7 protein-coding genes (1 of these 7 running past the window's edge) are annotated in these 16,909 nt (G+C 70.1%); 3 read left to right on the forward strand and 4 right to left on the reverse strand.

What is annotated here, in order from left to right; all coding sequences use genetic code 11:
• Positions 1 to 13,139: the final stretch of a non-ribosomal peptide synthetase gene (locus NAM01S_RS12530; RefSeq protein WP_067784141.1), read on the forward strand. The gene continues 23,983 nt to the left of window position 1, outside the view; 13,139 of the gene's 37,122 nt are visible here — the last part of the coding sequence; its start codon lies off the left edge, out of view; its stop codon occupies positions 13,137 to 13,139.
• Positions 13,140 to 13,352: 213 nt separating this feature from the next.
• Positions 13,353 to 13,922: a Uma2 family endonuclease gene (locus NAM01S_RS12535; protein WP_255284305.1), complete on the forward strand. Its 570-nt coding sequence runs from the start codon at positions 13,353 to 13,355 to the stop codon at positions 13,920 to 13,922.
• A 144-nt stretch (positions 13,923 to 14,066) separates the two neighbouring features.
• Here the strand turns inward: NAM01S_RS12535 and NAM01S_RS12540 are convergent, their stop codons facing one another.
• The 4 genes from NAM01S_RS12540 to NAM01S_RS12555 form a co-directional block, all read right to left on the reverse strand.
• On the reverse strand, positions 14,067 to 14,276 hold the full coding sequence (locus tag NAM01S_RS12540) for a hypothetical protein (RefSeq protein WP_067784145.1): 210 nt from the start codon (positions 14,274 to 14,276) through the stop codon (positions 14,067 to 14,069).
• A gap of 243 nt (positions 14,277 to 14,519) precedes the next feature.
• A complete protein-coding gene (locus NAM01S_RS12545; protein ID WP_067784147.1) occupies positions 14,520 to 15,125 on the reverse strand; it encodes a YHS domain-containing protein in 606 nt (201 codons plus the stop codon).
• On the reverse strand, positions 15,122 to 15,658 hold the full coding sequence (locus NAM01S_RS12550; protein WP_084482894.1) for an anthrone oxygenase family protein: 537 nt from the start codon (positions 15,656 to 15,658) through the stop codon (positions 15,122 to 15,124). Before NAM01S_RS12550 ends, NAM01S_RS12545 begins: the two co-directional genes overlap by 4 nt.
• Positions 15,655 to 16,212 carry a peroxiredoxin-like family protein gene (locus NAM01S_RS12555; RefSeq protein WP_067784148.1) on the reverse strand — a complete coding sequence of 186 codons (558 nt, stop codon included), beginning with the start codon at positions 16,210 to 16,212 and terminating at the stop codon, positions 15,655 to 15,657. The genes NAM01S_RS12550 and NAM01S_RS12555 overlap by 4 nt, the downstream gene beginning before the upstream one ends.
• A gap of 70 nt (positions 16,213 to 16,282) precedes the next feature.
• On the opposite strand from NAM01S_RS12555, the gene NAM01S_RS12560 reads away from it, so the two are divergent.
• Positions 16,283 to 16,897 carry a TetR/AcrR family transcriptional regulator gene (locus tag NAM01S_RS12560; protein WP_067784150.1) on the forward strand — a complete coding sequence of 205 codons (615 nt, stop codon included), beginning with the start codon at positions 16,283 to 16,285 and terminating at the stop codon, positions 16,895 to 16,897.
• Positions 16,898 to 16,909 lie beyond the last annotated feature (12 nt).

Below are 16,909 nucleotides of genomic sequence, written 5' to 3' on the forward strand. Positions count from 1 at the left end.
TGCCGCTCTCGCTGGCCCAGCAGCGCATGTGGTTCCTCAACCGGTTCAACATGGGCGGCGGAACCCAACACGCCGCGGCGGCCGCGGCCGACAACATTCCGGCCGCGGTGCGGCTGTCGGGTCTGCTCGACCGGCAGGCGCTCCAGGTCGCCGTCGCCGACGTGCTGGCCCGGCACGAGTCGCTGCGCACCTACTACCCCGAGATCGGTGGCGTCGGCTACCAGCAGATCGTGCCGACCGCGCAGGTGATCCCGGATCTGTCGCCGATCGACATCACCGAAGCCGAACTGCCGCAGCGCCTTTCCGAGGTCGTGCTGACCGCCTTCGACGTCACCGCCGAGGTGCCGTTCCGGGCCAGCCTGTTCGAGATCAGCCCCACCGAGCACGTGCTCGCGCTGGTGGTGCACCACATCTCGGCCGACGGGTTCTCCATGGGCCCGCTGACCAGGGACGTGATGATCGCCTACAGCGCGCGCGTGGACGGCGACGAGCCCGCGTGGCGTCCGCTTGAGGTGCAGTACGCCGACTACGCGCTGTGGCAGCGCGCGGTGCTCGGTGCCGAGGACGACCCGGATTCGCTGATCTCCGGTCAGATCGAGTTCTGGAAGAACGAATTGGCCGGGCTGGTCGAGCAATTGGATCTGCCCGCCGATCGCCCGCGGCCCGCGACCGCCTCCAACCGCGGCGACACGGTGGCCTTCACCGTGGACCCCGAGGTGCACGCGGCCCTGCGGGCGCTGGCACAGCAGCACAATTCGACGCTGTTCATGGTTGTGCACGCCGCGCTCGCGGTGCTGCTCGCGCGCCTGTCCAGCACGTCGGACATCGCCATCGGCACCCCGATCGCGGGCCGCGGCGAGCGCGCGCTCGACGATCTGATCGGCATGTTCGTCAACACCCTCGTGCTGCGCACCGAGATCGAGCCCGGCGTCGCGTTCGAGGAACTGCTGCGCACCGTGCGGCGGGTCGACGTGGACGCCTTCGGTCACGCCGACGTGCCGTTCGAGCGCCTCGTCGAGGTGCTGGACCCGGTGCGTTCGCCGGGCAGGCACCCGCTGTTCCAGGTCGCGCTGACCTTCCAGAACACCGCGCCGACCGCGCTGGAACTGCCCGGCCTGACGGTGTCTGGCGTGGACATGGCGGTGCCGCTTGCCAAGTTCGACCTCCAGCTGACGCTCGAGGAGAAGCTCGGCGCGGACGGCGGACCGCAGGGCATGTCGGCCGAATTCAGCTTCGCGACCGACCTTTTCGACGCGAGCACGGTCCGCGGGTTCGCGGATCGCCTGCTGCGCGTGCTCGGCGCGGTCTCGGCCGACGCGAGCGTCGTCGTCGGCGATATCGACCTGCTCGCCCCCGGCGAGCGCGAACTGGTGCTGCGCGAATGGAACACCGAGGGCGTCGAGGCGCCCGCGGCGACCCTGGTCGACCTGATCGGTGCGCAGGCGCGGCGTCGTCCGGACGCCACGGCGATTCGCTTCGGCGAGACCACGGTCTCCTTCGGCGAGTTCGAGCGCAGGGCCAACCGGATCGCGCGCGCGCTCATCGGACTCGGTGTCGGGCCGGAATCCAAGGTCGCCGTGGCTGTTTCGCGCACCGAGGAACTGCCGATCGCGCTGTACGCGGTACTGCTGTCCGGCGCCGCCTACGTGCCGATCGACACCACCTACCCGGTGCAGCGGCTCGAGTTCACCCTCGCCGACGCGGCGCCGGTGTGCGTGCTGACCACCGCGGCGGACGCGGAAGCCGTTCCGGCGGGCGATATTCCGCTGCTGCTGGTCGAGCGGACCGCGGACGAGTCCGACGCGCCGGTCACCGATGCCGACCGCATCGCGCCGCTGCGCCAAGACAACCTCGCCTACGTCATCTACACCTCCGGTTCGACCGGTGTGCCCAAGGGCGTCGGCGTCTCGCACCGCAACGCGGTGGAGCTGTTCGCCAACACCCAGCCGCTGTTCGGCTTCGACGAGTCCGACGTGTGGACGCTGTTCCACTCGTTCGCCTTCGACTTCTCGGTGTGGGAACTGTGGTGCGCGCTGGCCTACGGCGGTTCGGTGGTCGTGGTCGACTACCTGACCTCGCGTTCGCCGGAGCTGTTCCGCGAGTTGCTTGTTCGCGACCGAGTCACCGTGCTGAACCAGACGCCGTCGGCGTTCTATCAGCTGGTGGAGGCCGACCGTGCGGCGAACGCCGCCGACGACAACGGCGAATTCGCGCTGCGCCACGTGATCTTCGGCGGTGAGGCGCTCGATCTGCGGCAGCTGCGCCGCTGGTACGAGCGCCATCCGGCGGACGCGCCGCGCCTGGTCAACATGTACGGCATCACCGAGACCACGGTGCACGTGTCGTTCCTCGCACTGGACGACCACGACGTCGACAACCCGGCCAGCGTCATCGGCCGCGCCCTGCCCGGCCTGAGCGCCTTCGTGCTCGACAACCGGCTGGCCCCCGCGCCGGTCGGCGTCGCGGGCGAGATCTACGTGACCGGCGCGCAGCTGGCGCGCGGCTACCTCGGCAGGCCAGGCCTCGCGGCGACCCGCTTCGTGGCCAACCCCTTCGGGGAGCCCGGTTCCCGGATGTACCGCTCGGGTGACGTGGGCCGCTGGTTCGGCGCCGGCGACTCGGCCAACCTGGAGTACGCGGGCCGCAGCGACCAGCAGGTGCAGCTGCGCGGCTTCCGCATCGAGCTCGGCGAGATCGAGTCGGCGCTGGTGCGTTGCGATGGCGTGCGCCAGGCGGTGGTCATGGTCCGCGCCGACGAGCACGCCGGCGACCGCCTCGTCGGTTACGTGGTGCCCGAGACCGGCACCGCGGTCGACCCGGTCGCGCTGCGCGAGGCGGTCGCGGAGTTCCTGACCGCGTACATGGTCCCGGACGCCATCGTCGTGCTCGACACCCTGCCGCTCACCCCGAACGGCAAGCTGGACCGGCGCGCGCTGCCGGAGCCGGAGTTCGTCAGCACCGCGGCCTTCCGCGCGCCGAGCACGCCGATCGAGCAGGCCGTCGCGACGGTGTTCGCCGAGCTGCTCGGCGTCGAGGAAGTCGGTCTGGATGACGACTTCTTCGCGCTCGGCGGCAACTCGCTGCTGGCCACCCGCGTCGTCGCGCGGATCAACGAGGCGGTCGATGCCGACCTCGCCGTGCGCGAGCTGTTCGAGGCGCCCACGGTGGCCGCGCTCGCCGCGCGGACCGCGGCGAAGGCGGGCAGCGGACGCAGGCGCGAACTGGTCGCCGGCCCGCGACCGGAGCGGATTCCGCTGTCGCTCGCGCAGCAGCGGATGTGGTTCCTCAACCGCTTCGACAACCAGACCGCGGTCAACAACATCCCGCTCGCGGTGCGGCTCACCGGCGCGTTGGACACCGACGCGCTGCGCAGGGCGGTCGCCGACGTGGTCGACCGGCACGAGGTGCTGCGCACCGTCTACCCGGAGACCGCCGACGGCCAGGGCGTGCAGGTCGTCATGCCCGCGGGCCAGGAGAACCTGGACCTGACGCCGATCGTGGTGTCGGAGACCGAGATTCAGGAGCGCATCGGCGAGCTGGTGCTCACCGGATTCGACGTCACCGCCGCCGTGCCGGTGCGCGCCGCGCTGTTCCGTATCGCCGGTTCGATGGACGGCTCCCAGCCGGACACCCACGTGCTTGTCTTCGTGGTGCACCACGTCTCGGGTGACGGCTGGTCGGTCGGCCCGCTGGCCCGCGACGTCATGGTCGCCTACGCGGCGCGCTCGCGCGGCGAGGCGCCGGGCTGGGCGCCGCTGCCGGTGCAGTACGCCGACTACGCGCTGTGGCAGCGCGAGACGCTCGGCTCCGAGGACGATCCGGACTCGCTGATCGCGGCGCAGGTCGCGTACTGGTCGCAGAACCTGGCCGGTCTGCCGGACCAGCTCGACCTGCCGTCGGACCGCAAGCGTCCGGCCGTCGCGTCCAACCGCGGCGGGGTCTACGAGTTCGAGCTCTCCGCCGAACTCGCGCAGGCCGCCGAGGCGCTGGCGCGCGAGCACGGCGCGAGCTTGTTCATGGTGGTGCACGCGGCGTTCGCTGCGCTGCTGGGACGTCTGTCCGGCAGCGACGACATCGCCATCGGCACCGTGGTCGCCGGCCGCGGCGAGGCCGTGCTCGACGACGCCATCGGCATGTTCGTCAACACGCTCGTGCTGCGCAGCGCCGTCGACCCGGCCCAGCCGTTCGCCGAATTCCTCACGCGGACAAGGGAAACCGACCTCGCCGCGTTCGGCCACGCGGACCTGCCCTTCGAGCGGCTCGTCGAGCTGCTGAACCCGGCGCGTTCGCAGGCGCGGCACCCTCTGTTCCAGGTGATGCTCTCGTTCCAGAACACCGGCGAGACCACCTTCGAGCTGCCCGGCCTCGAGGTCTCTGGCGTGCCGCTGGACGTGGTGACCGCGAAGTTCGATCTGCACCTGAACTTCACCGGCACCGCCGCCGAGGGCATGAAGGCCGAGATCGCCTACGCCACCGACATGTTCGACGGCACGACCGTGGCCTCGTTCGCCGAGCGTCTGGTGCGGATGCTGGACGCCGTGGTCGCGGACCCGGCCGTGGTGCTCGGCGACGTCGACCTGCTGGACGCGAGCGAGCGCGCCACCGTGGTGCGGACCTGGAACGACACGGCGCACCGGGTCGACAGGGACGCGACCCTGGTGTCGATGTTCGAGGCGCAGGCGGCGCGGACACCGGACGCGATCGCGCTGACATTCGAGGGGACGAGTCTCTCCTACGCCGAATTCGCTTCTCGCGTGCACCGTTTGGCGCGGCACCTGATCGCCTCGGGTGTCGGACCGGACACGCTGGTCGCGCTCGGCATGCGCCGCTCGCTGGACCTGGTCGTCGGCATGTACGCGGTGAGCGTCGCGGGCGGTGCGTACGTGCCGCTGGATCCGGATCACCCGGCCGAGCGCACCCACTACGTGCTCGACCTCGCCGAGCCGGTGTGCGTGCTGACCACCTCGCGGGACGGCTTCGACTCCGGCTCGGTCACCGCGCTGGAGATCGACACGCTCGATGTGTCGTCCTACGACGACGCCCCCGTGTCGGACGCCGAGCGGCGCGCGCCGCTGCGTCCGTCGAACACCGCGTACGTGATCTTCACGTCCGGCTCGACGGGTCGTCCGAAGGGTGTCGGCGTCGCGCACGACGCGATCGTCAACCGCCTGGTGTGGATGCAGTCCGAGTACGGGCTGGACGGCACCGACGTGGTGTTGCAGAAGACCCCGGCGACGTTCGACGTGTCGGTGTGGGAGTTCTTCTGGCCCTTGCAGATCGGCGCGCGCCTTGTGGTCGCCAAACCGGACGGCCACCGCGATCCCGGCTACTTGGTCGAGGTGATCAAGCGCGAGCGGGTCACCACGGCGCACTTCGTGCCGTCGATGATGTCGGTGTTCGTCGCCGAGGAGCGCGCGGACGAATGCACCAGCCTGCGCAACGTCTTCGCCTCCGGCGAGGCGCTGCCCGCGGTGACGGCGCAGCGTCTCCAGGAGCTGACCGGCGCACGCCTGCACAACCTGTACGGCCCCACCGAGGCCGCGGTCGACGTGACCTATCACGAGGTCACCGAGGACGACGTGGTGTCGGTGCCGATCGGCGCACCGGTGTTCAACACCCAGGTGTACGTGCTGGATTCGCGCCTGCACCCGGTGCCGGTCGGCGTCGCGGGCGAGCTGTACCTGGCCGGTGTCCAGCTGGCGCGCGGTTACGTGGCGCGGCCGGACCTGACCTCGGATCGGTTCGTGGCCAACCCCTTTGCCGTGGGCGAGCGGATGTACCGCACGGGCGACCTGGTCACCTGGACGAAGAAGGGCGAGCTGGAATACCTGGGCCGCACCGACTTCCAGGTGAAGCTGCGCGGTCTGCGCATCGAGCTCGGCGAGATCGAGGCCGCGCTCACCGCGCTGGACGCGATCGCCCAGGCGGTCGTGGTGGTGCGCTCGGACGAGCGGCTCGGTGATCAGCTGGTCGGCTACGTCATCGCGGCGGCCGGTCAGGCGATCGATGTCGAGTCCGTGCGGACCCAGCTCGGCGGCGAGCTGCCCGCGTACATGGTGCCCTCGGCGTTCGTGGTGCTCGACGAGTTCCCGCTCAACGCCTCCGGCAAGCTGGATCGCAAGGCGCTGCCCGCGCCGGTGTTCGAGGTCAAGGCCTTCCGCGCCCCCTCGACGCCGATCGAGGAGATCGTCGCCAACACCTTCGGCGACGTCCTCGGCGTGGCACGCGTCGGCCTGGACGACGACTTCTTCGAGCTGGGCGGCAACTCGCTGGTCGCCACCCAGGTGACGGCGCGCCTCGGCGCGGCGCTGGACACCCAGCTCGCGGTGCGCGACCTGTTCGAGGCGTCCACCGTCGCCGCGCTGGCGATCCGGGTGGAGCGCATCGCGGGCTCCGGCCGGTCGCGTCCGGAACTGACCGCCGCCGAACGGCCGGAGCGGATTCCGCTCTCGCCCGCGCAGGCGCGGTACTGGTTCCTCAACCAGTTCGACACGGCCACTTCGGCGGTGGACAACATCCCGCTTGCCGTCCGGCTCTCCGGCGCGCTCGACGTGCGGGCGCTCGAGCAGGCGATCGGCGACGTGTTCGCCCGCCACGAGGTGCTGCGCACCATCTACCCGAGCTCGGCGGACGGTCCGCACCAGGTGATCCTGCCCGCGAACCCGCCGCAGCTGGATCCGGTTCAGATCGACGAGTCCGAGTTGATCGGGCGGGTCATCGCGTTCGCCATGACCACCTTCGACGTCACCACCGAGGTGCCGCTCGCGGTCGCGCTGTTCCGAATCTCGGAGCAGGAGCACGTGATCGCGTTCGTGGTGCACCACGTGTCGGCGGACGGCGCGTCGATGGGTCCGCTGGCTCGCGACCTGATGGCGGCCTACGTGGCCAGGGTCGCGGGCGACGCACCGCAGTGGACGCCGCTGCCGGTGCAGTACGCCGACTACGCGCTGTGGCAGCGCGCGGTGCTCGGCTCCGAGGACGATCCGGAGTCGGTGGCCGCACGCCAGGTCGCCTACTGGAAGCAGGCGCTGGCCGGGCTGCCCGATCAGCTGGAGCTGCCAGCGGACCGGCCGCGCCCGCCCGCGCAGTCGTTCCACGGCAAGGCGCTGCGCTTCGAGCTCTCGCCGCAGCGGCACGCCGAGCTGGCGGAATTGGCGCGCGCCAACAACGCCTCGCTGTTCATGGTCGTGCACGCGGCGCTCGCGGTGCTGCTCGCGCGGCTCTCCGGCACCGAGGACATCGCGGTCGGCACGCCGATCGCGGGTCGCGGTGAGCGCGAACTCGACGACCTGATCGGCATGTTCGTCAACACGCTGGTGTTCCGCACCGGCGTGCGACCGGGCGACCGGTTCGCCGACCTGCTCGCCGACGTGCGCGAACGCGACCTGGAGGCGTTCGCCAACGCCGACGTTCCGTTCGAGCGCCTCGTCGAGGTGCTGAACCCGGAGCGCTCCACCGCGCGCAACCCGCTGTTCCAGATCGGTCTGTCCTTCCAGAACCTGGCCGAGACCACGTTGACGCTGCCCGGGCTCCAGGTGAGCGCGGTCAACTTCAACTCGCAGCTGGCCAAGACCGACCTGCACGTGACGCTCTACGACCGGTACGCCGACGACGGCACCCCGGCCGAGATCATCACCGAATTCGGTTACGCCACCGACCTGTTCGACGAGGCCACCGTCCAGGGCTTCGCGGACCGGTTCGTGCGGGTGCTCGACGCGGTGATCGCCGACGTGACGGTCCCGGTCGGCGAGATCGACCTGCTCGCCGACGCGGAAACCGAACGGATCCTGAGCAAGTGGAACGACACCGCGCGTCCCGTCGACACCGACGCCACGCTGGTGTCGCTGCTCGACGCCGCGGTGGCCGAGGCCGCGCCGGGCACCGTCGCGCTGGTCGCCGACACGGCGTCCGGCGAGCGGACCCAGCTGACCTACGCCGAGCTGGACGCTCGGGTGAACCGGTTGGCGCGGTACTTGATCGGTCGTGGTGTGGGTCCGGAGGATCGGGTGGCGTTGGCCATTCGTCGTTCGGCGGATTTGGTGATCGCGATGTACGCGGTGGCCAAGGCCGGTGCGGCGTACGTGCCGATCGATCCGGATCAGCCGGTGGATCGTGTCGACTACATCCTCGGCACGGCCGCGCCGGTGTGCGTGCTGACCACCTCGCGGGACGCGTTCGAGACCGAGGCGGCGCAGACCGTCGCGATCGATGAGCTGGATCTGTCCGGGTACTCGGACGCGCCGATCGCGGCTTCCGAGCGCAATGGTGTTCTGGTTTCGGCGAATACGGCGTATGTGATCTTCACGTCGGGTTCGACGGGTCAGCCCAAGGGTGTGGCGGTGCCGCACGCGGCGATCGTGAACCAGTTGTTGTGGAAGTCGGACGAGTTCGGTCTCGACAGTGAGAACGTGGTGTTGCTGAAGACGGCGGCGACGTTCGACTTGTCGGTGTGGGAGTTCTGGTCGGCGGCGGTCAGTGGTGGTCGTTTGGTGATCGCCACGGCCGACGGGCATCGCGATCCGGCGTACTTGAACGCGTTGATGCGTTCGACGGGTGTGACCACGTTGCATGTGGTTCCGTCGATGCTGGACGCGCTGCTCACCGAATCCGAAGGCCGCATGCCGCATTCGCTGCGGCGCATCCTCGCCATCGGTGAGGCGCTGCCCGCGGTGACCGCGCAGAAGTTCCGGCGCGGCAACGCGGCCGGGCTGTTCAACCTGTACGGTCCGACCGAGGCGGCGGTGTCGATCACCAACCACGCCGTGACCGATGCCGACGAGCACTCGGTCTCCATCGGCGCGCCGGAGTGGAACAGCCAGGTGTACGTGCTGGATTCGCGCCTGCGTCCGGTTCCGGTCGGCGTCTCCGGCGAGTTGTACTTGGCCGGTGCGCAATTGGCGCGCGGCTACTTCGCACGCCCCCATCTCTCCGCGGAACGGTTCGTCGCGAACCCCTTCGGCGAGCCGGGTGCGCGGATGTACCGCACCGGTGACCTTGTCGCCTGGAACGCCGACGGCGAACTGGAATACCGGGGCCGCACCGACTTCCAGGTGAAGATCCGCGGCTTCCGCATCGAGCTCGGCGAGATCGAGGCCGCGCTGCTGCGGCAGGACGCGATCGCCGCCGCGGCGGTGCTCGCGCACAACGATCCCGGTCTCGGCGATCGGCTCGTCGCCTACGTCGTGCCGTCGGCGGCCGGAATCGACCCGGAGACCGGCGAACTGGACAAGCGCAAGCTGCAGTCCGCGCTCGCGGCGGAGCTGCCGTCCTACATGGTGCCGAGCGCCTTCATGGCGCTGGACGCCTTGCCGCTCAACGCGAACGGCAAGCTGGACCGCAACGCGCTGCCGCAGCCGACCTTCGAGAAGGCGGCGTTCCGCGCGCCGGTGACCCCGGCCGAGCAGATCGTGGCCGGCGTGTTCGCCGACGTGCTCGACGTCGAGCTCATCGGCGCCGACGACGACTTCTTCGCGCTCGGCGGCAACAGCATCCTGTCGATCCAGCTGGTCTCGCGGGCGAAGGCGCTCGGCGTCGAGTTCAGCGTGCGCGACGTGTTCGATCAGCGCAGCGTCGCCGCGCTGGCGGCCATCGCCACCGCGACGCAGGCCGAGCGGGAGCAGCCCGCCGAACTGCCCGGCGGCGGTGTCGGCGAGATGCCGCTGCCGCCCGCCGTCGCCGCGGCGCTGGCCGGCGGTGCGCCGTTCCAGCGGTACGCGCAGTCCGCGCTGCTGCCGCTGCCCACCGCGCTCGACTGGTACACGCTGCTCGACGCGCTCGAGGCCCTGTTCGACCGGCACGACGCGCTGCGCACGAAGCTGCGCGCCGACGGTGACGGCTGGGTGTTCGAGGCCGTCGACCGCGTCGAGGTGGAGTCGCTGGTCAGCGAGGTCCGCGTCGAGAAGGGCGCCGACTTGGCCGACCTGCTCGCGGCCGAGCGCGCCGCGGCGGTCGATCGACTCGATCCGGCCGACGGTGTGACGGCGCAGTTCGTGCTGTTCACCTTCGCCGACAACCGTCCCGACGAATTGCTGGTCGTGGCACACCGTTTCGCGATGGACGCGCGGTCGTGGCGGATTCTGCTCGGCGAGCTGACCACCGCGACCGAGCAGCTCGGCGTCGACGCGCCGCTCGAGCTGCCCCCCGTCGGCACCACGCTGCGGCGCTGGGCGCACAGCGTGGCCAACGACGAAGCCGCCGCGCACGAGTCGGAACTGCCGTTCTGGCAGGAGATCTCGGCGACCACCGAGCCGCAGCTCGGTGCGCGGGCGCTCGATCCGGCTACCGACACGGCGGCCACCGTGGACCGGGTGCGGGTCACCGTGCCCGCCGAGGTCACCGAGGCGGTGCTGAGCACGGTCCCCGCCCGCTACCACGGCGCGGCGGCCGACGGCCTGTTCGCGGCCCTGGCCATGGCGTTGGTGCGCTGGCGCGGCGAACAGCACGGCACCGCCGCGCTGATCCGTCGCGCGGGCGACGGCCGCGCCGCACGGGCCGCCCGTGGCACTGAGCTGGCGCGCACGCTCGGCTGGTTCGACCTCGCCCATCCGGTGCGGATCGACCTCGACGGCACCGACCTCGACGACGCGTTCGCGGGCGGAAACGCCTTGGGCCGCATCGTGAAATCGGTCAAGGAGCAGCTGCTCGCCGTGCCCGATCATGGACGAGGCCACGGTCTGCTCGGACTGGCCGATGCCGCGCAGGTCGGCTTCCGCTACCTGGGTGAGCTGCCCGCCGAGATCGTGACCGTCGCCGACGACGAGCGGCCCGCGGACGCGGCGCTCGACGTCGAGGCGATGGTGCTCGACGGTGAACTCGTCGCGTCGTTCGCCTTCCCGACCGGTCTGCTCACGGCCGAGCGGGTCGGCGAACTCGGCGAGCTCTGGGTGTCCGCGCTGACCGCGCTGGCCACGCACGTGCGTCGGCCGAGTGCGGGCGGCCACACGCCGTCCGACATGCCGCTGGTGCAGGTCGGTCAGGCCGACATCGAGCTGTGGGAGCGGACCTACCCCGGCCTCACCGAGGTGTGGCCGCTCACGCCGCTGCAGTCCGGTCTGCTCTTCCACGCGCAGATGACCACGACCACCGTGGACGTCTACAACATGCAGGCCGTCATCGAGCTCACCGGCGAGGTGGACGCCGAGCGGCTGCACGCCTCGGCGCAGGCGCTGCTCGACCGCTACCCGAACCTGCGCACCGCGTTCGTCACCGACGCCGCGGGCCAGTCCGTGCAGATCGCCATGGATCGGATCGAGGTGCCTTGGCGCACAGTCGATCTCACCGGGCTGCCGGAGGACGAGCGGGACGCGGAACTGCGCAAGCGGCTTGCCGAGGACCTGGCGCAGCGGTTCGACATGGCCGTGCCGCCGCTGGTGCGCTACGGCCTGTACCGCACCGCCGCCGACCACTGGCACCTGGTCATCAGCACCCACCACGTGCTGTTGGACGGCTGGTCGATGCCGCTGCTGATGCAGGACCTGCTTGTGCTGTACGCGCTGCGCGGCGACGCCTCGGCGCTGCCGGAGGTCGCGTCCTACCGGACGTTCCTGGAGTGGCTGGCCGGCCGCGACCTGGACGCCTCGCTGCGGACCTGGGCGCGCGCGTTCGACGGTCTCGACGATCCGACCGAGCTCGCCCCGCAGGCGCGTTCGGCCGAGGACTACCGGACCGGCAAGCTGGTCACCCACATCGACGCCGACCGCACCCGCAGGCTCACCAAGCACTGCGCGGAACTCGGCATCACGGTGAACACCTTGGTGTCGGCGGCCTGGGGCATTCTGCTCGGCAGGCTCACCGGTCGCTCGGACGTGGCCTTCGGCGCCACGGTGTCGGGCAGGCCCGCGGAGCTGCCCGGCGTCGAATCGATGGTCGGCCTGTTCATCAACACGCTGCCCGTCCGGGTGCGCATCGATGATCGCGCCACCATCGAGGAGCAGCTGCGGCAGTTGCAGCGCGAGCAGGCGGATCTGCTGGATCACCACTACGTCGGCCTCGCCGACATCCAACGCGCCGCCGGTGCCGGATCGCAGTTCGACACGCTGTACGTGTTCGAGTCCTACCCGATCGACCGCGAGGCGATCGCGGCGGCGAGCTCGATCGACGGCATGTCGGTGACCGGGGTGGACGTCAGCAACACGACGCACTACCCGCTGTCGCTGAAGGTGGCGGCCGAGTCGATCCTGGAGATCAGCTTCGAGTACCTGCTCAGCCGGTTCACCGCCGAGGAGGTGCAGACGCTGTCCACCCGGTTGGTGCGGGTGCTGGAGTCGCTGCTCGGCGACCCGTCCGGGCTGGTCGGCGACATCGACATCCTGGACAGCGAGGAACGGGCCCGGCTGCTCGCCGAGTCGCACGTCGCCACGGCGGCCGTGGTGCCGGAGTCGGCGAACCGGGTCGGCGCGCGGACCGTGGCCAAGGTGCTGGCCGAGGTCGTCGAGGCGGATCCGCAGGCGCCCGCGCTGCTCGCCGACGGCGACGAGATCGCCTACCACGTGCTGGATCGGCGTTCCTCGCAGCTGGCTCGGGTGCTGATCGCGCGGGGCGCTGGTCCGGGCGACGTCGTCGCGGTGGCGCTGCCGCGCGGTGTCGACGCGGTGGTCGCAGGCTGGGCCGTGCAGAAGGCGGGCGCCGCATGCCTGTTCGCCTCGGGTCTGAGCGCGGACGAGATCGCCACGGCCGGAGCCGGTTTCGGTATCGGTGCCGCGCCGGACGGCGCGGGCGCGGTGAACTGGCTGGTGCCGAGCGATCCGCAGGTCCAGACCGAACTGGCCGCGGCCGCGGGGCACCCGGTGTCTTACGCCGATCGGGTCCGCCCGCTCGGCGAGGAGCACCCGGCCTTCGTGGAGCTGGTCGACGGCGCGCCGGTCACGCTGAGCCAGACCGATGCGCTCGACCTCGGCGAGCGAGTCCGCGACGAGAACGACATCGACTACGAGTCGACCACGTTCACCACCGCCGCCGCGGGCCGCGCCGCCCTCTGGGAGTTCGTCGCCACGGCCACCGCGGGCGCACTCTCCGTGCTCCCCACGGCCGACGACCTCGCCGACGACCTCGCCGACGGCGAAGTCACCCACTGGTTCGTCACGCCGGGCGAACCCACCGACGCCGCCGACGAGGAAATCCGAATCATCGTCGCGGAGTAGGTTGTTCGACCACGACGGCCGCCACGGACTTCCGTGGCGGCCGTCGTTTCGACCATCTCACCGAAGGACTGAAGGTCACCCTCACCGGCCCGGACCGACCACATGTCACCCTCGGTAGGTTCGCGCTTTCGGGCGGGGCGGACGATGTCCGCCTCACCTGTGCTGGACTCGCTACGGATGGGTCTACCGGTGCAACGGAGGTGATTCATGGTGATGCGGGGTCGGGGCGCCGACGGTTGGACGGCTGCCGATCTCGACCGCATGCCTGAGAATGGGCTTCGGTACGAGGTATTGAACGGTCAGCTCGTTGTGGGTGCGCCACTGAGCCCGCGGCATCAGTGGCTGATCAAATGGCTCGGTCGCGCGCTCGACGACGTCAAGCCGGACGGCTTCGAGGTGCTGGACGGTGTCGGCGTCCTGGTCGGGGAGGACGAGCCCATCCCCGATCTGATCGTGGTCACCGGACCGATCGACTGGGACGGTCGGGGGATTCCCGTCGAGCAGGTTCAGCTCGCCGTCGAAGTGGTCTCCAAGTCGACCACACTGCAGGACCGGATGGTGAAGCCGGTCCTCTATGCCGAGGCGGGCATTCCGAACTATTGGCGCTTCGAGCTCAACGCCTTCAAAGGGCAACTGCCGGGTGAGTCGTTGCCGGTGGCGTTCGTCCACTCCCTCGGCGGCGACCGCGGCTACGAGCCGACACATCGGATCGCCGCCGGTGAGAAGGTCACCGTGCGAACACCTTTCGAGTTCACCCTCGATCCCGCGGCGCTCTTGCCGTGAATCCGATCGCACGGAAGGCGGTGCGGTCGAGCACGACAGCTCCTGGATCGAGTGGGTCCGGTTGGGGCAGCACGTTATGAGCGCCGCGTGGCACGGGCGGGCCCGATCCCGCCCGTGCCGTCGACCGGTCTACGCGCCGGGAATCTAGGCGCAGCTGTAGGCGGAGCCGCAGCGCAGGAGGCGCAGGATCGGGTCGAGGACGGCGCTACCCGACGACACGCCGCCGGGGGCTGGCTCGCCGGGCGCGACCACCGGGGCGGGGGTGAGCGGCTCGGCGACCGCCGGACCGGCGGTGAGGACTGCGCCGAATGCCAGCGCGGCGACGCCCGCGCCGAGCAGCTTGGTGAACGACATGGTGAATCCTTTGTTCAATTCTGTGGTTGCTGTTGCGGCTCGCAGTCTCGCATATTCGACCGATCGGTCGCAATAGATCTGGTGCGCGTAAAGTGCTGCGTGCCAAGGAATTCGAACCCGAAGTGGTGTTCGACGGTGTGCGGATCTCGGCAGGCGGCGCTGCTACGAGAGGACAGCGCTCGCGGGGCCGCGAGCCGAGCCGAAGCCCGCCGCCGGGTTCGTCGGCGGCGGCCGTCGAGGCGGTCATGCGGGGATGGCGTGTTCCTCGGCGAAGACCTTGCGGCAGACGGGGGCGCAGAAGGCGTAGTCGATGCCGTTGTGGGTGAGGGTGAAATCAGCGGTGGCCAGTTCGACCGTCATCCCGCAGACCGGGTCGATGACGAAACCGTCCGGTGCTCGGCGGGTTTCGCCGGAGCTGCGGTAATCATCGGTCATCAGTTTGGTGATCTCGGTGGTGGTGAGGGTGCGGCCGAGGGTGGCGAGGCCGTGTTCGCGCAGGCCGACGATTTGGACGACGCAGTGCGGTTCGCGGGTGAGGCGTTCCGGGTCGGGCTCGGTGGCCGCGATCGCCTCGGTGATCATCGGCACGACGTGCTCGGCGAAATGCGGATTGTTGCTCCACGCGCCGGGGACCGTGAGGCGGACGAGGTAGCGCGGTGCGGCGGGGCCGCCGGTGGCCCATACTTCCGGTTCGCGAACGAGCACATGGGTGAGTTCGCGTGCCTTGTTCAGTACCGCGTCCGGCGCGCTGTCCTCGGTGGTCAGCGCGTGCAGGATACGTTCGGCGAGCGCCTGTTTGCGCTCGACATCGAGAACGCCTGCGGAGACGAACAATTCGATGGTCATCATGGGCGTGTTCCCTTCTCGGCGAAGTTCGGGATGGTGAGCAGGACGATCAGCGCGAAGGCCAGTAGCGCGCAGCCCGTGCGGGCGAAATGGAATGCCTCCCAACGGTCGAGCATCTCGGCGTAGTCGGCGGGCGGTCCCTCGATCGCCCAGCGCTTGATGTGCTGGTTGATCGGCACATTGCCGAAGCGCGTGATCAAGAAGGACGAGAAGGCCAGTGCCGCAGCGGCTCCGGCGGTCCATCGCTGTCTGCCGGAAACGCACACGACGAGTACGGCACAGCTCAGGATTGTCAGCCCCATCAGCGACTGCATGACGAATCCGTTGACCTGCATCAGCGCGGTGTGGAAGGTGAAGCGGACATCGAGCGGCACCTCGCGAAAGGCGTAGAGCACGTTGACCGCTCCGTATCCGAACGCGCCCGCGAGCAGTCCGCCGGACAGCAGTGCGCACGCCCTGGCGAGTCGGGCCCGCGGAAACGAGACCGGATCTCGCTGTGCGGCGCCCGCCGAACGCGGCCGGGTGAGCGGGCTCATCGAAGCTGCCCGGCGGGCACCAGAGCCAGCAGTTCGTCCACCGACCACTGGTCGTAGACGTGCGTCCCGTGCTTGGACGCCAGCACGCGACCATCGGGTGCGATGAGGAAATCCGCGGGCAGGCCGAGCGGACCGCCGTCGGGCCGAGTGGGGGGAGCGGGACGGTCGCGGCGCAGCGCGGCGCGCAGATCCTGCGCGACGGCGCGGACGATGGCGGGCCAGCCGCGCGGATCGAGCAGGGCGCGCGGCGACGACTCGACGCCGAACTCGCGGTACAGCACCCGATCCGGGTCGGCGATCACGTCGAGCGGCAACTCGTCGGTGTACTTGCGCAGTTCGTCCGCATGCGAGTGGAAGACGATCACCTCGCGGATGTTCGCGGCGGTGATCTCGTGATGACGCACGACGATCGACCGCAGGTGCATGTTGCACACGGGACAGCCCGCGAAGCGGCGGAATTGCAGGTGGACGAGGCAATCGGGATCCGGGACCGGCACCTCGACGCCGGTGACGGTTCGCAAGGTGCGGGGGGCGACGGAAGTCGGCAATGACATGGTCTCTCCTTCGTAGGTGTACGACGTACTCCTACGTCCAGTATGCGCGTACCTTGTACGCTGTCAACCCATGCCACGTCCTCGTTCGCTGACCACCGACGATCTCGGGACCGCCGCGCTCGCCGTCATCGATCGCGACGGGCTCGACGGACTGACCATGCGGGCGATCGCGAAGGAACTGCGCATCGCCACCATGGGCCTGTACCGCTATGTCGCCGACCGGGATCAACTGGAGGTGCTGGTGGTGGATCGGGTGCTGAGCGCGATGGAAACCGCGCCACCGGAGGGGCCGGACTGGCGAGCCAAGGTCACCGTCCTGCTCACTCGGATGCGCGCCGCTGTCGCGGACCACCCCGCCACGGTTCCGCTGATCCTCCGGCACCGGCAGTCCTCGGCCGCCTCGCTGCACTGGATGGAGGCCATGCTCACCGTGCTCACCGACGCGGGCTTCACCGGCTCGGAGCGGGTGATCGCGCAGCGCACGGTGGTCGGCTTCCTGCTCGGCTTCCTGCAGAACGAGCACTACGCCTCGATCGCGGGTCCGGGCACCGCGACCATCGCCGCGCTGTCCACCGAGGATTTCCCGCTGCTGGTGCAGACCGCCAGCCAGGCGCGGACGATGTCCATCGACGACGAGTTCCACGGCGGCGTCGAGATCGTGCTGCGCGGATTGTCGCCGCGCTGAATCGCACTGCCG

It is taken from the genome of Nocardia amikacinitolerans NBRC 108937 (genome assembly GCF_001612615.1).
In the GTDB taxonomy this organism is placed as follows: domain Bacteria; phylum Actinomycetota; class Actinomycetes; order Mycobacteriales; family Mycobacteriaceae; genus Nocardia; species Nocardia amikacinitolerans.